Annotated in this window: 12 protein-coding genes; 3 read left to right on the top strand and 9 right to left on the bottom strand. The window is 69.3% G+C overall.

Going from position 1 to position 22672, the window contains the following annotated elements:
- Positions 1–19: 19 nt before the first annotated feature.
- The gene (locus tag IG65_RS0103675) at positions 20–3496 is read right to left on the bottom strand and encodes a non-ribosomal peptide synthetase (protein WP_036523083.1); all 3477 of its coding nucleotides are present in this window, start codon (positions 3494–3496) and stop codon (positions 20–22) included.
- Positions 3497–3641: 145 nt separating this feature from the next.
- Between IG65_RS0103675 and IG65_RS0103670 the strand changes: the two genes are divergently transcribed.
- The gene (locus IG65_RS0103670) at positions 3642–4340 is read left to right on the top strand and encodes a siderophore-interacting protein (RefSeq protein ID WP_030513381.1); all 699 of its coding nucleotides are present in this window, start codon (positions 3642–3644) and stop codon (positions 4338–4340) included.
- An 86-nt stretch (positions 4341–4426) separates the two neighbouring features.
- On the opposite strand, the gene IG65_RS0103665 is transcribed toward IG65_RS0103670, so the two are convergent.
- The 8 genes from IG65_RS0103665 to IG65_RS0103630 all read right to left on the bottom strand — a co-directional run bounded on the left by IG65_RS0103665 (position 4427) and on the right by IG65_RS0103630 (position 20797).
- Positions 4427–6157 carry an ABC transporter ATP-binding protein gene (locus IG65_RS0103665; protein ID WP_030513380.1) on the bottom strand — a complete coding sequence of 577 codons (1731 nt, stop codon included), beginning with the start codon at positions 6155–6157 and terminating at the stop codon, positions 4427–4429.
- A complete protein-coding gene (locus tag IG65_RS0103660) occupies positions 6154–8082 on the bottom strand; it encodes an ABC transporter ATP-binding protein (protein ID WP_063833533.1) in 1929 nt (642 codons plus the stop codon). Before IG65_RS0103660 ends, IG65_RS0103665 begins: the two co-directional genes overlap by 4 nt.
- Before the next feature lie 22 nt (positions 8083–8104).
- Positions 8105–12616 (bottom strand): AMP-binding protein, encoded by a 4512-nt coding sequence (locus IG65_RS0103655; protein WP_231509039.1) that lies wholly within the window; start codon positions 12614–12616, stop codon positions 8105–8107.
- Positions 12613–14316: a condensation domain-containing protein gene (locus tag IG65_RS0103650; RefSeq protein WP_030513377.1), complete on the bottom strand. Its 1704-nt coding sequence runs from the start codon at positions 14314–14316 to the stop codon at positions 12613–12615. Before IG65_RS0103650 ends, IG65_RS0103655 begins: the two co-directional genes overlap by 4 nt.
- A gap of 13 nt (positions 14317–14329) precedes the next feature.
- Complete coding sequence (locus tag IG65_RS0103645; RefSeq protein ID WP_030513376.1) at positions 14330–15331, bottom strand: ABC transporter substrate-binding protein; 1002 nt, start codon at positions 15329–15331, stop codon at positions 14330–14332.
- Positions 15332–15393: 62 nt separating this feature from the next.
- A complete protein-coding gene (locus IG65_RS0103640) occupies positions 15394–18552 on the bottom strand; it encodes a non-ribosomal peptide synthetase (RefSeq protein WP_051755284.1) in 3159 nt (1052 codons plus the stop codon).
- Positions 18549–19490, bottom strand: a complete 942-nt coding sequence (locus IG65_RS0103635; RefSeq protein ID WP_030513664.1) for a methionyl-tRNA formyltransferase — start codon at positions 19488–19490, stop codon at positions 18549–18551. The genes IG65_RS0103640 and IG65_RS0103635 overlap by 4 nt, the downstream gene beginning before the upstream one ends.
- Before the next feature lie 56 nt (positions 19491–19546).
- Positions 19547–20797 carry a SidA/IucD/PvdA family monooxygenase gene (locus IG65_RS0103630; RefSeq protein ID WP_081879241.1) on the bottom strand — a complete coding sequence of 417 codons (1251 nt, stop codon included), beginning with the start codon at positions 20795–20797 and terminating at the stop codon, positions 19547–19549.
- A 255-nt stretch (positions 20798–21052) separates the two neighbouring features.
- On the opposite strand from IG65_RS0103630, the gene IG65_RS0103625 reads away from it, so the two are divergent.
- Entirely contained in the window at positions 21053–21517 is a 465-nt protein-coding gene (locus IG65_RS0103625) for a hypothetical protein (protein ID WP_030513373.1), read from the top strand.
- A gap of 142 nt (positions 21518–21659) precedes the next feature.
- Positions 21660–22601, top strand: a complete 942-nt coding sequence (locus IG65_RS0103620; RefSeq protein WP_030513372.1) for an RluA family pseudouridine synthase — start codon at positions 21660–21662, stop codon at positions 22599–22601.
- Positions 22602–22672 lie beyond the last annotated feature (71 nt).

The raw sequence follows: 22672 nt of genomic DNA, 5'->3' as shown, positions 1-22672 counted from the left end.
GGGCCTGTGCTGCGGTGGCTCAGTTCCCCGCCGAGGCGAGAGCCGAATCGGCCTGTGTCGAATCAGGCTGGGGCACCGGCACTTCGGCCAGCTCCAGCAGGATTCGCGAGACCTGAGCCAAGCGACCCGGGATGGTTTCGCCGGCCTGCAACTGCGCGGCGATGCGGCGCACCGTCCGGCCGGCGAATACCGCGGTGACACCGAATTTCTCGACCGCGAGCAGTCCGCGCACCTTGGCGGTCAGCGTGGTGGCCAGAATCGAATTGCCGCCGACCTCGAAGAAATCGGTTTCCACACCGACGGTGTCGACACCGAGAATCTGCGCCGCGATATAGGCCAGCGCCGCCTCGACCTCGTTCGCCGGCGGCACCGCGGATGCGCCGGCATCGGGCGCGCCCGCCTCCACCAGCCGCCGGATCGCCGCCCGGTCCAATTTCCCGTTGGGAGTCAGCGGAATCTCGGAGACGGTTTCGATCAGGTCCGGAATCATGTGGGCGGGAAGCAGATCCCGCAGCGCGGCCCGCATTTCGTCGGCGGTGACCGCCGCGCCGGCCCGCACCGCGGCCGCCAACCGGCCGGAACCGGTCACCAGCGCGACGGCCTGCTGCACGGACGGCAGTGTGGTCAGGGCGGTTTCGACCTCGCCGAGTTCCACGCGGTAGCCGCGGATCTTCACCTGATGGTCGGCGCGACCGAGGAAGTCGACGGTGCCGTCGGGCAGATAGCGGGCCAGATCGCCGGTGCGGTACCACCGCAGGCCGCCGTACTCGACGAAACGCTGCGCGGTGCGTTCCGGATCGCCGCGATAGCCGTCGGCCACACTGGTTCCGCCGATCCACAGTTCGCCGACGACCCAGTCGGGGCAGTCCTCGCCGCGCTCGTTCACCACGCGCATCGCCACATTGGCCAGCGGCGTGCCGTAGGGCACCGCGGCGCGGTCGGCCGGGAAGTTCTCGGTCACTTCGCAGACGGTCGAATGAATCGCGGCCTCGGTGGCTCCACCCAGACCGGCGAAACGCAGGCCGGGCACCAGGGCGCGCAGGCGATGGGCGAGTTCGGCGTCGACCCGGTCGCCGCCGGTGACGACCACCCGGAGGCTGCGCAGGTCCTGCGCGTCGGCGGAGTCCAGCAACATCCCGATCAAGCCGGGCGCGCAATTGAGCACGCTCACTTCGTGTTCGGCGATCAGCCGGGCCCACGCCCGGGCGTCCCGCTCGATCTCGGCGTCCACGCACACCAGCGCACCGCCCAGCGCGAGCGGAGCGAAGATGTCGAAGACCGACAGATCGAATTCCAGCGACGACAGGCCCAGCAGGCGAGCGTGCGCGTCCAGGCCGAAATACGCCGCGAGGGCGTCGACGGTGTTGGCGGCGGCCCGATGGCTGACCTCCACACCCTTGGGCTCACCGGTGGATCCGGAGGTGAACAGCACGTAGGCGACGGCATCCGGATCGCTGGCATAGGCGCGATCGAGGCGACGCCCCGCCAGCGCGGTGCTCAGTGCGATCGGGGTGACATCGGCCGGCAGCTCGAGCGCCGCATCGGTGAGCGCGACCCGGGCGCCCGCGCGGGCCAGAATGCGGTCGCGCCGCGCGGGCGGCTGACCGGTGCCGATCGGCACGTAGGCCGCCCCCGCGGCCAGCACACCGAGTACGGCCGGAATCTGCCGATGCCCCTTGGGAACGATCACCGCGACGGTATCGCCCGGCCGCACGCCGGCATCGGTGAGCGCGGCGGCCACCGCGAGCGCCTGATCGGCCAGGTCGCCGTAGTCGCAGGCGCCGCCGCGCCGGCGCAGGGCCTCGGCTTCCGGCTTGCGGCGGGCCCGGTCGAAGAACTCACCGTGCAGGGTGCGCGCCTGCCAGTCGGTGAAGGTGTCGTTCACCCGCTCGCGCACCGCGCGCTGCCGCACCGGCAGGTCGATCGACAGCGGTGCGTTCCAGTCCGCGCCCGGCTCGGCGAGGGTCAGCAGCAGGCGGCGGAATTCGGCGAACATCGCCGCGACCACTCCCTCGGGCATGGCGTCGCGGCGCACATCCCAGTTGACCAGCAGTCCGCCGCCCAGTTCGGCGACCTGCGCGTCCAGATCGACCTGCGGGCCCTGCGACAGAATCCACACCGGCTCGCCGAACAGCGCGGTGACCCGATCGGAGAAGAGCTCACCCAGGTCCAGCCCCGAGGTGAACACCACCGACGGCGTCACCGGACCACCACGCGACCGGCCGAGATCACGCAGCACATCCAGGCCCTCATAGACGGAATGCACGGCGCAGGTGTGCAATTCGCGCTGCAGGCGCTTGGCGCGGGCGACCATCGATTCCGGCTCGCGGGCATCGACGTCGACCAGCACCGAGTTCGTGAAATCACCTACCACGCGGTCGATGTCGTCGTGCAGCGGCTCCCGGTCGAACAGCGGGACGTTCAGCAGGAAGCGCTGCCGCGCGGACCAGCGCGCGATGGTCTCGGCGAACACCGTGGCCAGCGCGACCGCCGGGGTGACGCCGTGGCTGTGGGCGAGTGTGTCGAATCCGGCCTTGGCCTCGGGTTCGAACCAGTGGTGCAGCCGGATGCTGCGGCTGGGATCGGTGCGCTCGTCCTCGGCCAGGACCGGCAACGACGGGATATCGGGCAGGTCGGCGAGCCGCCGCTCCCACCAGGCCTTGGCGGCCGAATTGTCCGGCGCGTGGCGCGTTCTGGCGTCGAGATATTCGCGGAAGGTGTAGCCGACGGTGTCGGCCGGATCGGCGTCGCCGTCGTACAGCGCGGCCAGATCGTCGAGAATTCGCCGATAGCTCAACGCATCCGCGGCGAGCATGTCCACATCGACGTGCACGCGGTGGGCGCCGTCGGGCAGCAGAGTGAGGGTGATGTCGACGACCTGACCGGATTCGACATCCATCCGCTGATGACTCTTGGCCTGGCGCAGGCGTTCCAGTTCCGCGTCCGGATCGTCGGACGTGCGCAGGTCCTCCACCCGGAACACCGGGAGCAGCGGCTCGGGCAGCACGCGCTGTGTGCCGGCGTCGGTGAACTGCACCCGCAACTGCGGATGGCGGCGTACCAGGCGGCCGACCGCGCGGCCCATCCGATCGGCTTCCAGGCCCCGGCCGTCGAATTCGACGTAGAGATGGGCGGCGACACCGCCGAGCTGCTGGTCCTGGCGGCGACCGACCCAGTAGGCGTGTTGCATGGTGGCGAGGGCGAATTCCTCGCCCTCGATGAATGTCGCACCGTCGGTGGCAGAGTCGGCACCACTGTCGGCGGCGGCCGGTTCGGGGGTGGCGTCGAGCAGCTCGGCCCATGCCGAGATCGTGGGTGAGAGCGCGAGTTCGGAACTGCGGACCTCGTGGCCCTGTTTGCGCCAGCGACCGGCCAGTCGCATCAGTTTCATCGAATGCATGCCCAGGCCGACCAGATCGTCGTCGTATCCGATCGATTCGGGTTGGATCCCCAGCTCCGCCGCCACGATGTCACGAACGTCAGCCTTGCCGAGCATCAGACAAACTCCTCACCGGCCGGAAATCGGGCCTCACCACCTACTTCAAAGGCTAGGCTTGCCTAACCTGCAAGCATAGTAGCCCACCGGCCCCATCTGCCGTAGGGGTGTGGTTTGGCTAACCTAACCCAGCTACCCTAACCCCATGGGCAAAGGCATCAACGGCGTCATCCTCAAGGCACTGCGCGCGGACGACTACCGGCTGACCGTCACCTCGGTGCGGCAGATCGGCGACAAGTACCTGCGGCTCGGCTTCACCGGCGGCGGGCTGCTGGCCGACCATCCCGTCCATCCCACGCAGTGGATCCGCATCTGGTTCCCCGACGACAACGGCGACCTGCAACAGCGCGGATACACCCTCGTCGATCCCGATCCCGGCAACGACGCATTCGATATCGAATTCGCGCTGCACGGCGGCCCGGCCTCGCAGTGGGCCGCGCGGGCCAGGGTCGGCGACGAGATCGACGCCACCGTCATGGGCTCGAAATTCGCAGTGCCCGAACCGGTTCCGTCGGAATTCCTGATCTTCGGCGACAGCGCCTCACTGCCGGCGATCAATTCGCTGCTGGACGCGATCGGCGAAACGCCGGCCCGGGTATGGCTGGAATGGCAGGAGGAGTCCGAGCAGTCGCTGCCGGTGCGCACCGGACCGAAGACCGAGGTGACCTGGGTACAGCGAGTCAACTACGGCCAACTGCTGCGGCAGGCGGCCGACTCGGTCACCTGCTCCCCCGATGCCTTCGGCTGGGCCGCCTGCGATGCCGCCACCACGCGCGCGATCACCAAATCACTGAAAGCCAAACTGCCGAAACACAATATCGCCGCCCGCGGCTACTGGCGGTGACCCGCACCCGGCCACCGGGCGCCACCACGCACCGGGCGGCGGTCACGGCATAGGTGCGTGACCGCCGCCCGTTCGGCGCCGAAACCTCAGGCCGACACCAGATGCCAGCCGGTCGCGCGAGACCGCTCCGACCAGAATCCGGCATAGCGGCCGCCGAGTTCGAGAAGTTCGGCGTGCGTGCCCCGTTCGACGATCCGGCCCGCCTCCACGAACAGAATCTGATCGGCGTGGGCGATGGTGTCGAGCCGATGCGCCACCACGACGACGGTCTTGTCCCGCGTCAGTTCGTGAATGCCGCGCACCACCGCCGCCTCGCTGTGCGGGTCGAGGGCGCTGGTCGCCTCGTCGAGCAGCACGATCGGCGCGTCCTTGAGCAGCGCACGGGCGATCGAAACCCGTTGGCGCTCACCGCCGGACAGTGCAGCACCGCCCTCCCCCACTGCCGAATCCCAGCCGTCGGGCAGCCGGTCGACGATCTCGTCCACCCGGGCGATCTCCGCGGCCCGGCGCACCTGCTCGGCACTGGCGTCCGGATTGCCGACGCGGATGTTGTCGGAGATGGTCTCGTTGAACAGATAGACGTCCTGGAAGACCAGCGACACCTGGCGCAACAGGGTTTCCGAGGGCTGCCGGCGGACATCGTGACCGCCGACGGTGATGCTGCCGGAACCGACGTCGTAGAACCGGGAGGCCAGCTTCAGCAGCGTGGTCTTCCCGCCGCCGGACGGGCCCACGATGGCCGTGGTGGTGCCGCTCGGCACGGTGAAAGATACGCCGTCGATGACCTTTTCACCCTCGCGGTAGCCGAAGTCGACGTTGTCGAAGACGATCTCCGGCGCGCCCGGCGTCACGGGTTCGGCAGCCTCGGCCAGATCGCGCTCGGCGAGGAAGTTCGTGATCCGGTCGGCGGCGTCGGCGGCGCTGCGGATCGCGGTGCTCAGCTGTGCGGCCCGGTTGATCGGCTCGATGAACCGGGAGGTTACCGCGATCAGCGCGATCGTGGCCGGGATGGAGAGGTCGCCGCCGGTCCCGCGGGCGACCACCACCGACACCACGATCAGGAAGACGATCTGCACGCACAGCGCGAACACCATCAGCCCCGGCACACTGGCGACGATCATGCGCTTGGCGGCCGCCTCCTGTTCGCGCAGTGCCCGGGTGAGTGCCCGGTTGCCCGCGCCCACCGCACCGAAGGCCCGCAACACGGGCTGTGCCTGCGCGAACTCCACGACCCGCGAATTGGCCTCGGCCGCAGCGGCATCGAGTCTGCGGTCGGCGCGGGTGTAGCTGGTGTTGGCCCAGCGGCTGACCAGCAGCAGTACCGGCAGGCTGACCAGCATCACCAGCGCGATCCGCCAGTCGATGAAGGCGACCCCGATGGCGACACCCACCGGAACCAGTACCGCGGTCAGCACGGGTGCGAGCAGATAGTTGACCACGCTGAGGATTTCGCGCACGCCACCGACGACCATCCGCGAGAGGGATCCGGCGTTGGCGGTGGCGAACCAGCCCAGCGGCAGCGTGCTCAGATGATCGCCCAGCCGGGTCTGCACGCCGCGCAGCATGCCCACGCCGATTCGCAGGCCCACCAGCAGCTGCTGGTACGAGCACACCGAGGCGACGAGCACCGCGAGCGCCAGCCAGGCGGTCCAGCGCCACGCGCGGCCGAAGTCGCCGTCGAACAGCGCCTGCAACACCGGAATCAGCAGCAGATAGGCCGCGATCTGTCCCAGCGCGCCCGCGCCGATGAGGGCCACATGGCGCGGCACGTAGCGGCGCAGTTCCGGCGGAACGAGGGCGAAGATCTTCCTGATCACCGCAGTTCTCCTTCGGAGTCGGAACCGGTCGCCGCGGCATCGGCGCCGGGCCGGGTCAGCGCGCCCACCGATGCCTGATTCTGTTCCCAGAGGCGCTGATAGAGCCCGCCGGCGACCGACAGCGTCGCGTGGTCGCCCCTTTCGGCGAGTTCGCCGTTGTCCAGCACCAGGATTCGGTCGACTCCCGTGATGGTGTGCAGCCGATGCGCGATCACCAGCACCGTGCGGCCGGCGACCAGGACGGCGAGCGCGTCCTGAACCGCGGCCTCGGATTCCGGGTCGGCGAAGGCCGTGGCCTCGTCCAGCACCAGCACCGGGGTGTCGGCCAGCAGGGTGCGGGCGATCGACAGGCGCTGCGCCTCACCACCGGACAGCACCGCGTCGACGCCGATCTCGGAGTCGTAGCCGCGCGGCAGTTCCAGGATCCGATCGTGGATCTGGGCGGCGCGCGCGGCGCGCTCGACGGCGGCCGCATCCGCATCGGGCCGGGCCAGCGCGATGTTGTCGCGGATCGTCCCGCGAATCATCCGCACGTCCTGCAGGACGAAACCCACGGTTCGGTAGAGCTCGGCGGTGGAGTACTCGCGGACGTCCTTGCCGCCGATCGTGATTCGCCCCGCGGTCACGTCGTAGAAGCGCGGCAGCAGCCGGGCCAGGGTCGACTTGCCGGAACCGCTCGGGCCGACCAGTGCGGTGATGGAACCGGGAGCGAGTTCGAAGTCGACCTCACGCAGCACGGTTCGATCGGCGCGATAGCCGAAGCTCACCTGCTCGAACCGGACCGTGAGTCCCGTCGCGACGCCGTTGCCGGCCACATCCGCAGCCTCGGCGTCGCCGTCGGCCCGCACCTCGAGTTCGGGTGTCTGCTGCAGTTGGTGCAGGCGCAACGCCGCCGCACCGCCCTCGCGCAGCGCCTGCCCGCCGAAGCCGATGCCCAGCAGCGCACTACCCAGCCCGATGCCGAGCAGCAGGAACGGCAGGATGTCGACCGGATCGGTCCAGCCCAGATCGGCGAAGGCCACACCGGCCACCACCACGACGAGCATGAGCAGCACCGGGGTCAGCAGGATCTCGGCGGCCGACTGCAGTTTGGTCATCGGCGTCTTCCAGGCCAACAGGCTCTCGGCGGTGTTGTCGACCGCGCGCTGGAAGGTGCTGTGCGCCTTACGAGCCCGGCCGAACGCCCGCACCACCTGAATGCCGTCGACGAATTCGATGATGGACTGTTCGATGGCGCGTTCGTTGGCGTCGAAGACGGCGAAGCGCTCCTGATGCGCCTTACCCATCATGGCCGCCAGGCCGCGCGTGTAGAGCACCAGCGGAATCAGCAGGATGAGGGTCAGCCGCCAGTCGACGGTGAACAGGTAGATCAGCGCCACCACCTGCACCGTCACCGCGCCGACGAATTCGAGCCGGGCGTGCGCGACCAGATAGTGCAGGGCCTCCACATCGTCCTGCAGGAACTTCTTCACCTCACCGGAACTGCGGTCGGTGAACCAGCCCAGCGGCACCCGGGTCAGCTTGGCCGCCAGCAGTTGTCGCAGCGTGAGCTGAAACTTCGCGTCGACCATATGGGTCCAGACCAGCGCCGCGGCCTGCAACAGTCCGCGCAACACCAGCACCACGACCGCCGCGATCACCAGCGTCCACACCCGATCCGTGTCGATCGGAGCGGACAGCAGTTCGCGGCACGCCTCGACGATCAGGATGAACGGCACCACGGCGCAGATCGAGGAGGCCACGACGACCAGGCTCGCCAGCGACAACGCACCGTTCACCGGCGCCAGCACCTGTTTGCGGGCCAGTCCGTCGGCGCGGCGCTGCTGTTCGATCGCGACCCGGTCCGGTTCCAGCGGTGCGTCGGGCGTGGTGAGCGGCACCGGCGCTGCCTCCGGCTCGGCCGGATCCACGGTCTGAACCGTCATCAGTCCTTCCCTCCCATAGCTGTCACCCTGCCTGTCGCTGGGCGTCGAATTCGGACATTCCGGCGGCGAAATCACACAGTATGGTGCGCCAGCGCTCGGCGCGCGCGTCGGCCCCGGCCTCGTCCAGCACCGCGGAGTTCACGTCGATATGCGCGACCAGAACCGGGCGCGAATCCTTCGGAACCACCGCGGTGTTGAGGTCGATCGTGAAGCGCAGCGGCAGATCGGGATGTCCGGCCGCACCGAACTCGGCGGTGAGGTCCGGCAGCGGCACCGGCGTCCACGGGCCGCTGCCGAACTGCAGCACATCGAAGCGACCCAGGTGGTTGAGACGAATCTGCCCGCGCGCATACAGGGTTCGATCGTGGACCGGCGCACGGCCGGCCGCCGGAGTCCAGGTCTCGAGTTCGGCCGCCGATACCAGTGCCGTCTCCTCGACGGTGAACCAGCCGACGCGGCGGGTGTCGTCGCCAGGCTCGCGGCCGTGCGATTCCCGGGTGACCGCGATGCGACCGGTGGCGTCGGCGGTATCGGCGACCAGCCGGGCGCAGGCGGCCAGCAACAGATCATCCAGGGGCACATCGCTTTCCGCACACCGGGCGAGCAGGGCCTCGGTGTCGTCGGGGCCGAGTTCCACGATCCGCCGGATCGCCTTGCCCGCCCGGTCGCGGCGTGAATCGGTGTAGCGGCCGCCGAGCGGGGTGCCCAGCGTCGGTGGAGCGTCGGACCGCGTCGGGATCGGATCCGACTCCGGCCGATCCTCGTTCATCGGTTGCTCGCCCTGTTCCAGTCGGCGCAGGTCGTCGACCAGGATGAGCCAGGACACCACATCCACGGCGAGGTGATGGATGGACAGGACGAGCCGCGGTTGCTCTCCGCGCAGCAGCGTGGCCGACATCATCCGTCCGGCGCCGGGGTCCAGGCGTTGCACAGTATCAGCGAGATAACTTGCCGCACCGTGTCTTTCGGTACCATCGGCGACGGTGAGCAGTTCGGCAACGCCGGATTGCTCCTGCGCGACGAGCACAGCGCGGCCGTCGTCGGTGACCAGCCGCGAGCGCAGCGTGGGATGGGCAACCGCCAGGGCCTCCAGCCGTTGGACGACCGACTCGGGAGTGACCGCCGGATCGAGCGAGAAGACCTGGGACTGGGCGAGATAGCGGTAATCGCCGTGTCCGAGGATCTCCCGAGCCAACGCGGTGAGCGGCAGCACCGTGCCCGCCGGCGTCACCTCGGCATTCCCGGGAGCGTCCCCGGACGGATCGTCCAGACGCTCGGCGAGATCGCGAAGATCGGCCGCGGCCAGCACTTCTCGCGCCGAGATGCGGTAACCGGCGCCGCGCAGCCGCGACACCAGATCGATGACGCCGATGCTGTCGATACCCAGATCCACCAGGCTGTCCAGGATGCCGATCCGCGTCCCCGCGCCGGCGCTCATCGCCTCGATCAGCGCCAGCAGGGTGCGTTCGGTCTCGGTCCGCGGTTCGGCGCGGGCGGCGGTCTCGGCCGGGCCGGTCAGCAGTTCGGTCGCCACGTGCACATCGAGTTTGTCGTTGCGGTTCAACGGAATCTCGTCGACGAACGCGATGCGGGTGGGGACCAGGAATTGCGGTAGCCGGCGGGCCAGATCCGAGCGCAATCCTGCGACGGTGCCCTCGCCGACCACCAGCGCACCCAGCCGGGTCCGCCCGTTCTCGGTGAAAGCCAGCGCCGCGGCGTGGCGTACGCCGTCGAGTTCGCGCAGCACCACGCTGACCTCGTCGGGTTCGACGCGGTATCCGTTGATCTTGACCTGCCGGTCGACACGGCCTTCGTAGGCGACGGTGCCGTCGTCGGACCGGCGCACGAGATCGCCGGTGCGATACCGCCTTTCGCCCGCCTCACCCGCGACGAAGGCGGCCGCGGTGGTGGCGGGCCGCCCCAGATACCCGAGCGCGAGTTGCGGCCCGGAAAGGTAGAGCTCGCCCTGCCCGCCCGGCGGCACCGGCCGCAGCCGATGGTCGAGCACCTCGGCGGTCAACCCGTCGAACGGGCGGCCGATGGTCGGCGCGGCGTGATCGTGCACGTCGGCCATCAGTGCCTCGACGGTCGCCTCGGTCGGACCGTAGAAGTTGATGACACGAGTGGTCGCCAATCCCTGCAGGCGCCGCCAGGTGTCCGGACCGATCGCCTCACCACCCAGCGCGAGCACGGCCAGCGGACAGCGCTCGGATCCGGTCTCGGGATCGGTGCGGAACAGTCCGGCGGCGATCAGCCGGTTCAGCATCGACGGCGACGTGTCGAAGATGTCGATCCCGAATTCGCCGATGGCACCGACGATGCGCTCGGCATCGGTGCGCACCTCGTCACCCAGCAGAACCACGGTGTGACCGCTCAGCAGCGCGACCGTGGGCTGCCAGGCAGCGTCGAATCCGGTGGACCAGCCGTGGCCGATCCGCAGCGTGCGCCCGGTGGCGGCGGCGATGGGCGCGAAGATCCGCCGCTCGTGATTGCCCCAGTGGTTGAGCAGTGCGCGATGCGATACCGCGACCCCCTTGGGCCTGCCGGTCGTGCCGGAGGTGAACACCACGTAGAACGCGGCATCCAAATACTGCTGCGGCACAACATCTTTCGCGTGGACGGACTCGCCGTTCCGTTCCGCCGCCGGTACCCTCGGCACACCACGGTCGCCCGCCGAAACCGCGACGATGCCCGGGAATTGGAGGCGGCCGTCGCTGTCCGTGATCCCGTGGCGGCACTCCGCCCCTTGGGCGCGGACCTCGGCCAGCACCTCGGCGCGATCCGCCTCGGCGAGGACGATCCGCGCGCCGCTGGTGCTCAGCAGATAAGCCACACGATCGGCCGGGGTGGCCGGATCGATGTGGACACACGTGGCACCGGCGAGACCGATGGCGAAGGGAGCGTGGAGGACTCGGCGGTCACGGGGCAGCATGACCGCCACCGCGTCGCCGCTGCCGACCCCGGCCGCCCGTAGCTCGTCGGCCAGTGTGCGTACCGCGAGACCGAGTTCGCCGAAGCTGTGCTCGCCCGCCGCGTCGACTACCGCCACCCGGTCGGCCGCCGCATGCGCCGCAAGCAGCAATGCCTGGGGAACCGTCGTAGCCTCCACGGCCGGCACAGCGGGCAGCGCCTGCGCGGGCTCGACGGAAGCCGGTACGCCGGGCACATCGGACGAGACCCTGGCGGTGCCGGAATGTGTTGGGGGATCGGTACTTTCAGCCTCGAGCGCGGCGGGCTCGTCGTCGAGCAGCACGTCTACCGCACTACACTGCCGCGCGTCCACGATCCGGGTGGCGACCGCGAGCAACCGGCGCGCCATCCGGTCGGGGTCGAAGGTGGTGAGCAGGTCGGGGCGGGTTTCGACGCGGCAGATCAGCTCACCCTGCTCCAGCACCGGGACGACGGCGATCGGATAGTGGCTCGGGGAGTCGACGCGGCGGGCTGTCATGGTGGCGCCGCCGCCCATCGGCATGCGCGGCGCGACCGCGCCGACCGGGGAGTTCTCGAAGACCAGCAGGCTGTCGAACAACTGCCCGGCCCCGGCGTGCCGCGTGATCTCCGCGATGCCCAGATACTCGTGCGCCCGCAACTGCGCCACCGAACGCTGCAGTTCGGCGCCGATCCCCGCCGGCGTGCGCTCGTCGATCCGGACCCGCACCGGAATGGTGGTGACCAGCGCGCCTACGAGGCGTTCCGCATTCGGCAGCGAGGCATCGCGGCCGGAGGTGGTCTGGCCGAAGACCACGTCGTCGCGGCCGGTGAGCCCGGAAAGAATTCGGGCCCAGGCCATTTGGAGCACGGTGTTCAGCGTGAGGCCGTTGGCGCGCGCCCAGCCGACGAGCCGGTCGGTGCCGGCGGGGTCCAGGCGCGCCTCGCCCACCACGGGTAGGTCGAGATCCGCCGGGGCCGGCGGCCCGAGCATCGGCATCGGCGCCAGACCGTCGAGCGCCGCGGCCCACGCCCGTGCCGAGGCCGCGGTATCGCGGCTCGCCAGCCACGCCGCGTGCTCGCGCAGCGGCGGAGCCGGCGGCAGCGCCGCGCCCTCCCCGCGATGCAGGGCGATCAGATCGGAGAACAACAGTGGAATCGACCAGCCGTCGACGACGATATGGTGTGCGGTGCACACCACTTCGTAATCGCGCTCGCCGACGCGCGCCGCGACCACCCGGAACAGCGGGCCGCGGTCCAGATCGAGCCGCCGGCGCGCCTCCTGCCAGTAGAGATCGCGCGCCGCAGCCTCGGGATCGCGGGCCGAGCGCAGATCCACCTCGCGCCAGCCGATTCGCCCCTCCGAGGTGATGACCAGCACCGGATGCGGCACATCCTCGGCGAGTACGGCCGCGCCCAGATGCGGATAGCGTCGCAGGACGCCGGCGAAGGCCGCACGCAATGCCGCCGGATCGGCCAGATTCTCCACTCGTACCGCGAAGGTGACGAGGTAGGGATCGATGCCCTGCGCCATCGAACTGACCGAATACAGCCCGCGCTGCAGCGGTGACAGCGCGACGACGTCGAGAATCTCCACCTCGCTCACCGCGCGGCGAACTTCTTGCCGAGTGCCGCCAGCGCGGCCGAGTCCAGTCCGGAGGCGCTCATCGGCGCGACGGGTGCGCTCTGTTCGGCGGCCGGGGCCGCCGCGGCCTCGGTCAGTTGTGCTGCCATCTCGTGTACGGCCGGGAATTCGAACACCTTCTGCACGTCCAGCACATAACCGCGCTCGCCGAGCAGGGTGACCATGCGCAGCGCGGCGATGCTGTCACCGCCGAGAGAGAAGAAGGTGTCGGCGCGGCCCACCTCGTCGTCCGCGTCGAGTTCGAGCACCTCGCGAATGGTGTCGGCGATCAGCCGTTCGGCATCGGTGCTGGGCTGTCCGCCGAGCCCGGTGCCACCCGGGTAGGCCGCGGCGCGTTCGAACACCGTCGGAAGCTCGCCGTCGGGAAGCGCGGTCTCCGGCTCCGCGAGATTCACCAGCAACCGCTCGAGACCGCTTGCGAGCGCATCGATTTCGGTGCGCCCGGCCAGTGCCGCCGGGAATTCGAAAATCACCGTTACCTCTTCGCCTCCGGTGACGACATCGGCGACGATATCGACTCCGTGCGGCCGCCCCACCCGCCGGGCGATCTCGCGCGCGTTCGCACCGATCACCTCGGTTCGGACCGTGACCAGCGCTTGGAACGGCGCACCGGCGGCGACGGCGACGGCGCCACGCAGCTGATGCGTGATCCGCTCGATCCGGGCCGCGGCGTGGGCGCGGGCGGCGACGGCCAGCTCCGTGACCTGCTCCAGCAGCGCCCGCGCGGTGGACGCCGAGCCGGTATCGATCCGCAGCACCAGATGGTTCGCATACGCACCGAGCGCCGAATCAGCTTGTGCCTCGGACCGTCCCGCATCGACGATGGCGACCGGCACATCACCACCGAGACCCGCCGCGCCCAGCACTGCGGCCAGCGCGGCGACCACGGACAGTTCGGCGTCGCGGTCGCCCAAGGCAGCGGCCGGAATCCGCAGTGTGCGGGTCGCGGACGCGGCGGCGGCCGGATCCGATTCCGCGCCGGGATTTCCGGCCACTGCCAGGGTTGCCCGTTCCGGCAGATCGGCGAGCCGGTCCAGCCAGTACCCCAGGTCGGGATCGGCGGCGGCATCGGCGACCAGCGACTTCATCTGCGCCATCGCGTAGCCGCGGTACTGCGTCACCTGCTCGGCTGTCGTTTCCCCGAGCAGTTCGGCCGCCAGCAGCTCGAGACTGCGGTCGTCGGCGGCTACGGGATGAGCGGTGAGGGACAGGACGTCCCGATCGGGCGTGCGGTGCAGTCTGATTCGGATCGGCAGCTCGCGCACCGGGTCGATGCGGTGCGCGGCATCGGAGCGCAGCGCGGCGTCGAGTTCCGACGACGTGGTCTCGACCGTTTCGACCACCGTCTCGGGTGCGTCGACGACGCGCTGGTACGGAATGCGGCGATCGTCCGGATAGACCGTGCGCAGAATCTCGTGCCGGCTCACCGCGGCCACCGCGGCGCGGTCGAGCGCGGCCGGTTCGAGGTCGCCGGTGATCTCCAGGGCGAGAACCAGATTCGTCGCCGCGACGCCGCGCAGTCGTTCCGGCAGCAGCGCGGCCTGCTGGGCCGGGGACAACGGAATGCCACGCCCGCCCGTTCGCGACTCCGGCGCGGCCGCAGCGTTGTTCGGAGCAGTCGTGGCCGGCGCGGTCGTGTTCGGCACGGGCGAATCAGACATGGGTCATCAGTCCTTACTTGCCGACGGTGGCGAGCGTCGGTTCGAGCTTGTCGAGCAGATACGGCACCGACAGTGCGGTCGGCTGGTTGATGGCGTTGATCGTGATCATGTCGACGAACGAGATTCCGCCCTGGCGCACCGACGGCAGATCCGCGTAACCGGGCAGCTGGGTGAACTTCTCCTGCAGGCCCGGCGCCGCGCCGCACACCAGCAGATCGGAGGTCAGATCCCCGAGCCGTTCCGGCGACAGCGCCAGCCGGCCACCCGAGGGGGCCTCGGCGACCAGTTTCGCCGGCATGGTCATCCCGAGCCGCGTGAACACCTGGGCGGAACCGTCTTTCGGATCAGCCAGCACCATCAGCTGGGTGGGCGTGGTGAGCATGCAGGTGAGGAAGCTCTTGCCCTTCAGGCCCGGATGCTTCGCGGCGACCGCGTCGATCCTGCCGTGCACGTCGGCGACGACCTTGCCGGCCTGGTCCTGCTTGTGCAGCGCCTTACCGAGCGCCTGGACCTGGTCCTCCCACGGATCGATCTGGGCCGAAGTCAGCGGACCGATGGTCGGGGCCAGCTTGGACAGCTTGTCGTACATGGCCTTGTCCATCAGGTAGCCCGGCGCCACGATGAGATCGGGCTCGAGTGCCGCGATCTGCTCGACGACGTCGCCGCCCATGTTCAGCGCCTTGGACTGCTGCGGCAGCGACTGCGGCAACCACGGCACGGTCATCCCCGCCCCGGCGCCGGGCACCAGATAGCCGACGGGGGTGACCCCGAGGGATACGGCCGCGTCCAGCCAGGCCGGGCCGAGGGTCACCACGCGCTTGGGCGTGCCGTCGACGGTGGTTTCCCCCATGCTGTGCTCGATCGTCACGGCCGCACCGGAATCGGTGTCGTCCGCGCCGGATCCACAGGCGGCCACGGCCGTCACCAGCCCCAGGATCAGCGCCAGCAACGTGGTTCGCAGCACCGCGGCGCGTGCGCGGACTCCGCGACGCGCGGATGTTCGACCTGGGTTCATTGCACAGCTCCTTGTACTTCGCTCCGGGCGACTCGCGAGCCCGGCCCTCTCGGAATCGTAGCTTAGGCTAAGCTAACACTGGCCGTCGATGCTTCGACTCGGGCCGCCAATCCGGCCACCGTCGGAGTGTCGAACAGCGCTCGCACACCGATCCGTACGCCGAATTCGGCTCGGATCCAGGCCAGTAGCCGCACCGCCAGCAGGGAATGACCGCCGAGTTCGAAGAACGAATCCTCGGCGCCGATCCGCTCGCGGCCGAACATCCGCCCGAACAATTCCGCGATCCGGGTCTCCACCGCGGTATTCGGCTCCCGATACGGCTCCACCGGCGACCGCTGTGGCACCGGCAGGGCACGGCGGTCGAGTTTTCCGTGTTCGGTCAGCGGAATCTCGTCGATGATCGCGAAGGCGCCCGGCACCATGTACGGCGGCAGCACCGCCGCGGCGTGTGCTCGCACCGATTCCGGATCGACTGCGGCGCTCCCGTTTTCGCTGCGCATCGGCACGAGGTAGGCGGCGAGTACCGTGCCGAGCACGTCGTCGGTCACCGCAGCTGCCACACAGTGCGCGACATCCGGATGCGCGCCGACGGCGGCCTGGACCTCCGCGAGTTCGATGCGGTGGCCGCGCACCGTGACCTGTTCGTCGGCGCGGCCGAGAAATTCGAGCTCACCGTTTCCGTTGCGGCGCGCGAGATCTCCGGTGCGATAGAGCCGCTGTCCGGGGGCGAACGGATCGGCCACGAAGCGGTCGGCGGTTGCGGCGGCGCGGCCGAGATAGCCGCGCGCCAATTGCGCACCGCCGAGGTAGATTTCGCCTGCCACGCCGGTGGGCACCAGTTGCAGCCGCTCGTCCAGCAGATACAGGGCGACGTTGCGGTTGGGACGGCCGATGGGCACGATCCGGGTTCCCTGCGGGCCCTCCACCGTGTGATGGGTGGCCGAGACGACCGCCTCGGTGGGCCCGTAATGGTTGCGCAGCTCGGCCTCGAAGATGCCGGCGAAGCGGTCGGCGACCTCACCGTAGAGCGCCTCGCCGCCGACCGGCACATGGCGCAGCGCACGCCACCGGCTCACCTCCGGCAGCATCAGCAAGGTGCTGAGCATGGACGGCACCATATGCAGCACGGTCACGCCGCAGCGCGAAATCAGTTCCGCCACATACGGTATGTCGTCGAACGCGTCCACCTTCGGAATCACCAGGCCGGCGCCGAGAGTGAGGGGTACGAAGATGTCGAGCAGCGAGGCGTCGAAGCTGATCGACGAGGACTGCAGCAGCCGATCCTCGGCATCCACCCCCCACTGCGCACAGAACCCCACGAGATGTTCGGCGATCGCCGCGTGGGATACCGCGGCCCCCTTCGGCATTCCGGTCGAGCCGGAGGTGTAGATGACGTAGGCGAGATCGGCGGGCCGCAGCGGACGCACCCGATCGCTGTCGCGCGGATCCTGCTGCGGCGATGTGCGCGCGGCCCGTTCCGCGGCCCGCAGACCCTCGGCGTCCAGGACCAGCGCGGGCCGCGCATCGGCGATCAGGAATTCCACCCGATCCGCCGGATAGGCCGGATCGATCGGCAGATAGGCCGCACCGGCCTTCAGCACCGCGACAACGGCGACCACGAAATCCACGGAGGTACTCAGCCGCAGCGCTACCACGTCCTCGGTGCCGATACCCTGCCGAATCAGCTGATGCGCCAGGCGATTCGCGCGCCGGTTCAGGTGGTCGAAGCTCAGCTCGCGATCTCCGTCGCGGGCATCGACGAGTGCGACCGCACCGGGATCCGCCTCCACCCGCCGCTCGAACAGATCGACCAGCGTGGTGGGCGCGACGGGGACGAGTTCACCGTGGGACTGCTCCAGAATGTCCGCGCGGTCGCGGACTCCGAAAATGTCCAGCTCGCCGATGCGACGCTCGGGTTCGGCGGTCGCCACGGTGAGCACGCGTACATAGTGGGTGAGGAACTGCTCCAGGATACGGGCATCGAATTCGTCTTCCTGATAGACGATTTCGACGCGCTCGGGCACATCGCCGGCGGTGATCACGGTGAGCGACAGCGGCATCCGGGTCGTCGGGCTGCCGACATCGACCGCCGTGGCCGCGATGCCGTCCAGGGTAAACGACGCGGTCCGGCGGATCCCGAATTCGATGCGGGCCACCTGCTCCAGCCCGTCGCGCCCACTGCCGCGCTCGGGGTTGAGGTCGGCGATCACCTGATCGATCGGCGTGCCGCGGTGCCCGAAAGCCGTTGCCGCACGGTCGTTCACCGCACGCAGACAATCGAGGAAGCCGTCCGCGGGGTCGACCGTCGTACGCAGCAGCAGCGTATTGCCGAAGTATCCGATACCGGTGTCGTCGGCGCTCCGCACGGTGGCCGGTACGCAGACCAGGAAATCCGTTGCGGCGGTGTAGCGGTGGATCAGCGCGTCGAAGGCGGCGAGGAGCACCGTGAACGGTGTGGCGCCCTCCCGTTGGGCGAACTCCGTCACCCGCGCGGCCACGTCGGCCGGCAATTCGGCGCGGATCCGGGCGGTGCGCAGCGAGGGCACGGACACGGCGACGCGGCCCGGCAATTCCAACGGCTGCGGCAAGGGCGAGAGCGCGTTTCGCCAATAGCTGCGACCGACCTCGGTCGCCGGCGCGGGGGCGCCACTGCCTTCGGCATCACGAAGGCTGCGCACACGGTCGTCTCCGCGACTCGCCGGTGCGGCCGGAACCGTCGCCGCGTCGTAGCGCGCACCGACCTCGTCGAAGAAGATCTGCCAGGAGTCCTCGTCCCACGCGATCGTATGGACCACGAGAGTGAGGAGGTACCGCCGCTCGCCCGTGCGAATCAGCAAGCAGCGCAAGGGTGTTTCGGACGACGGATCGAACGGTCGCCCCGCCTCGCGGCGGATCAGCACCTCGGCCCGGCGCTCGCGACTGGCATCGGCGAGATCACGAAGATCCACCTCCTGCCAGGACGGCGTCGCGTCGGATCGCACCACGGCCCGCGGCTCGTCGTCCTCGCCGACGGTGTAGATCGTGCGCAGAATATCGTGCCGCGCAATGGTTCCGGCGATCGCCGAGCGCAACCGATCCGCGTCCACGGCACCGTCGAGCCGGTAGACCGCACAGCAGTTGAGAGTGGTGTCCTCCGGATCACGGGTCTGCAGGAACCAGATCCGGCGCTGCCCCGCCGACAACCTCCCCGCGGCCGGCTCCTGCGCCGACAGCGCGGTCATCGCGGGGCGTCGGTGAGATAACCACCGCGAGCGAAGAATGCGGCGCCGTCGTGTTCGATGCCGTCGGCGGTGCGCACCCGGGTCACGAGCAGACCCGGATTGCCGCCGCGATGTGCGTCCGGCCCGCAGATCACCACGCCACCGCCCTCCTGCACGACGACTCGGCCCGGGGTTCCGCCGTAGCGGGCCTGCGACAGGGCGGCGGCGGTGATCTCCACCTTCTCGCCCCGATAGTAGGAGAACGCCCGCGGGTACGGCTCGGACAGCGCGCGCACGAACCGCTCCAGATCCACTGCGTCCCAATGCCAGTCGATGCGGCTGTCACGCTCGGATCGCTTGTGGAAATAGGTGCGCTCGGCCTTGTCCTGCGGCCGCCAGACCGCGGTGCCGGATTCGATCGCGCTCAGCGCCTCCCGCAGCGCTCCCGGAATCAATTCCATTCCGGCGAGGACGAGTTCGGTTCCGGTGGCGGTCGGGCCGATCGGCAGCGAACGCTGCACGATGATGTCGCCGGTGTCGAGCTGTTCGTCCATCCGGTGCACGGTCAGGCCGAATTCGGTTTCGCCGCTGATCAGCGCCCACAGCACGGGCGAGAAGCCGGTGAACTTCGGCAGCAGCGAATCGTGCAGGTTCAGCGTGCCGTGCGGCGGCATCAGATACAGCTCCGGCGGCATCCAGGTGTACCAGCTGTTGACCACGATGATGTCGGGCTCGGCACGCTTGACCAGATCGATGGTCTCCGCATCGGCCCGCTCGGTGAGGTGGACCGGAATGCCGTGTTCGCGGGCGAGCTCCTCGACCGAATCGGACCAGATGCCCTTGTAGGCATGTTCACTCGCGGGATGGGTGACCGCGAGCACCACCTCGTGTTCCGAGTCGATCAGAGCCTGCAGCGTGGTACGACCCCAGGTCTGATAACCGAACGACACGATACGCATGAACCGAACCTCTTCCCTTTAACTAAGGGTAGCCTAGCCTACCGTTTGCTCGGTGATCATTCCGGGCGCCGACCGGCCGCGACCCGGGCCGCCACGACGGCCGCGCGGGCCGGCACCTCACCCAGCACGCGATCCGAAAGCTCGCCCAGGCAACTGAGATTCGGAAATCCCGGCCCCTGCGCCATCCCCGCGAGATTCGGCAGATAGAGCTTGGCGTCGAGGCCGGACACCGCCAGATCGTGGCCGATCGCCGCCTCCAGCCGGGCATGGGTGATGGGCCCGCCCACCGCCAGTTCCACCAGATCCGAGGTATCGGAATCGAACAGATCCAGGAACCACAGCGGCTGGCCGCCGGTGGCGTCGACCACCAGATCGAAGGCATGCATCTGGTCGGGGCGCAGTTCGTTGCGCAGCGTGAGCGCCACTCCTTCGCCGCGCTCGGCGACCCGGACCACGCGGCCCTGGAGATGATGAACGCGATTGTCCGCCAGCACGTTCTCCTGCACGCGTACCGAGAACACACCACGGTCGGTGCGGCGGATGACGTCGCGGCGCTCCTGCAGGCTCAGCGCCCGCCACTTCGCCGGATCACTGAACAGCGAATTCTCGAAATAACTTTCACCGCGGGTGTAGATGGTGGCCGCGGGCGAGATCACCGAGACCGTGAGGACGTCGTGGCGGACCAGTTCGTCCACCGCCGAGCCCGCGGTCTCACCGCCGCCGATCACCGCCGCCCGCGAGGAGACCGGTAGCCGGCGCTTACCCGCGAGATCCCAGAAGTCCGCGATACTCAGCACCTTCGGATGTTCGGCCAGCGCGCGGCGGCTGTCGCCCGGTCCGGTGATCATCAGTCCGTCGCAGTCGATTTCGGTCTCCACGCCGGAACCGTCGGCCACCGAGACCAGCCAGCCGTCGGCACCGGGGCGGATCCGGCGCACCGCGCCCACGACCATCTCGACCTCGGCCTTGCGCGCGACCCACTGCAGATAGTTGGCCCAGACGTGGTGGTGCGGATTGGGCCGGCCCCGGTCGACCCATTCGGCATAGGTGCCGTTCTCGACCAGGAAGGAATTCCAGCTGTAGGCGATCATCGCCCGGTCGATCGCGCGGTTGTGGCCGCGCGCCCAGGTGGAGTGGTACGGGAAGCCGACGTCCTTCTCGGGGCTGGTGCCGAGCCGGTGCTGGCCGTCGGTCCATCCGCCGCTGGGCAGCCAATTGCCGCCCACCGCATGGGGTTCCACCACGACCACGCGCGGAGCGGGTAGCCCCAGGTCCCGCAGCACCCGGGCCTTCGCCGCCACTGCCATCGCTTTCGGCCCGGCTCCGACCACGAGAAGCGTCTTCACTGGTACTCCCGTTCTGTGATTCCAGCCACCGCTCAGCCGGGCGCCGGGGCGTTCAGCTGGGCAGATCCGACATATCGGGAAGAGCGGATCCGCCCGAAGTCGACTGAGTACTACCTACCTTTGCATAGGCTTACCTTATATTGCTTAGTGGTGCCAGCCCTTGCGGAACGATTGCGAGGCACGGCACTCCTGTCCCACAACTGATCGGATACGACCATGATCAAGATCAAATCCCGTGCCGTTGCGGCGTTTTCGCTGGCCGCCGTGGTCTTCGCCGGCGGCGTCGCCTCCGTGACCCCGGCCGTCGCCGCGCCGATCGCCGCCCCCGTCCACGCCGCCGCCCCGGGCGTCGGCGAGTTGCAGAGCAAGCTCGAGCTGGTGCTCGACCCGAACGGTTCGCGGTCCGCCCGCGCCAACGAGCTGGAGGCCGGCGAGGCCGGGCTGGGCCTGGTCGACCAGGTCGGCGGCGTGATGGCCACGGTGCCCGGATTCCAGTGGCAGGCCGTCGCGCCCGTGAACGTCCAGGGCGACACCCTCACCCACAACCTGCAGATCAACGTCCCCGGCTTCGATGCCATGTACATCGAGCTGAAGTGGAAGGACATCGACGGCACCTGGAAGCTGACCCGCGAATCCGAGTGCACGATCGCCTATTACGCGAACCTGCCCTGCACCGTCTAGTGCGGCACGCGCAGTGCCGGTCCCGGATGCGGCCGACGCGCACTCCGGGAACCGGCGCCGGCGCGATGACAGCCCGGGCAGGATCCGTCGCCACGCGGCGGCCGACGCGGCCCCCGATCGCGGCGGTGACTAGGGTCGATGTGTGCGACGCCGGCAACAGCCGCCGCTGCCCAAGCGCCACGGACTCGATCCGGCGCGGCTGCGGTTACCCGAAGACGGAACCTGGGCGACCATCCGCGACCATCTGGTCCATCGGCTCCCCCGGGTCCCCGCCGCGCGCATCGACGAGATGCTCGCCGATGGCGACATCGTCGATCTCGACGGACCGATCGGGCCGGACGCACCCTATGTGCCCGGGGGCGCGGTGTGGTTCCACCGCGATCTCCCCGACGAGACACCGGTGCCGTTCGACGTCACCGTGGTGCATCGCGACGACCACCTGCTCGTCGTCGACAAACCGCACTTCCTGTCCACGATTCCACGCGGTCAGCACATCCTCGAGACCGCACTCGTCCGGTTGCGGCGCGATCTGGACCTTCCGGATCTGGTGCCCGCGCACCGGCTGGACCGGACCACGGCCGGACTGATCCTGTTCATCGTCGATCCGGCGCGGCGCGGGGCGTATCAGACTCTGTTTCACAAGCGCCGGGTGCACAAACAGTACGAGGCGATCGCACCCTACGATCCCGGACTCACCCTCCCCCGCACGGTGCGCAGCCGGATCGTCAAGGAGCGCACCGTACTTCGCGCCTTCGAGGTCGAGGGCGAGCCCAACGCGGAAACGCTGGTCGAGCTGATCGAACACCGCGACGGCCTCGGCCGCTACCGGCTGAGCCCGCACACCGGCCGCACCCATCAGCTGCGGCTGCACATGAACGGGCTCGGAATCCCGATCCTCGGGGACGACTTCTATCCCGACCTCACCGATCGCCCCGTGGACGATTTCACCCGGCCGCTGCAACTGCTGGCCGCACGGCTCGCCTTCACCGACCCGATCAGCGGGGCCGAGCGGGTCTTCGACACCACGCGGACGCTGCAGGCGTGGACGGACTACGCGGGCTGGAGCGCCGGAGCGACCGGATAGCGGCGACTCGTTCCGCCCGCGAGCCGCGACCGGCGGCGCGGCGATCGTGACCCGCCGAACACGGCACACCC

The sequence above is a fragment of the Nocardia sp. NRRL WC-3656 genome (assembly GCF_000720265.1).
GTDB lineage: Bacteria > Actinomycetota > Actinomycetes > Mycobacteriales > Mycobacteriaceae > Nocardia > Nocardia nova.
Note: the sequence above shows the minus strand (reverse complement) of the source record. Positions and strands in the feature narration are given on the sequence as shown.

Bases quoted from the DNA above. Each gene is read 5' to 3' on its own strand.
- IG65_RS0103675 (WP_036523083.1), bottom strand. From the start codon at position 3,496: ATGCTCGGCAAGGCTGACGTTCGTGACATCGTGGCGGCGGAGCTGGGG.
- IG65_RS0103670 (WP_030513381.1), top strand. From the start codon at position 3,642: ATGGGCAAAGGCATCAACGGCGTCATCCTCAAGGCACTGCGCGCGGAC.
- IG65_RS0103660 (WP_063833533.1), bottom strand. From the start codon at position 8,082: ATGACGGTTCAGACCGTGGATCCGGCCGAGCCGGAGGCAGCGCCGGTG.
- IG65_RS0103650 (WP_030513377.1), bottom strand. From the start codon at position 14,316: ATGTCTGATTCGCCCGTGCCGAACACGACCGCGCCGGCCACGACTGCT.
- IG65_RS0103645 (WP_030513376.1), bottom strand. From the start codon at position 15,331: ATGAACCCAGGTCGAACATCCGCGCGTCGCGGAGTCCGCGCACGCGCC.
- IG65_RS0103640 (WP_051755284.1), bottom strand. From the start codon at position 18,552: ATGACCGCGCTGTCGGCGCAGGAGCCGGCCGCGGGGAGGTTGTCGGCG.
- IG65_RS0103635 (WP_030513664.1), bottom strand. From the start codon at position 19,490: ATGCGTATCGTGTCGTTCGGTTATCAGACCTGGGGTCGTACCACGCTG.
- IG65_RS0103630 (WP_081879241.1), bottom strand. From the start codon at position 20,797: ATGGCAGTGGCGGCGAAGGCCCGGGTGCTGCGGGACCTGGGGCTACCC.
- IG65_RS0103625 (WP_030513373.1), top strand. From the start codon at position 21,053: ATGATCAAGATCAAATCCCGTGCCGTTGCGGCGTTTTCGCTGGCCGCC.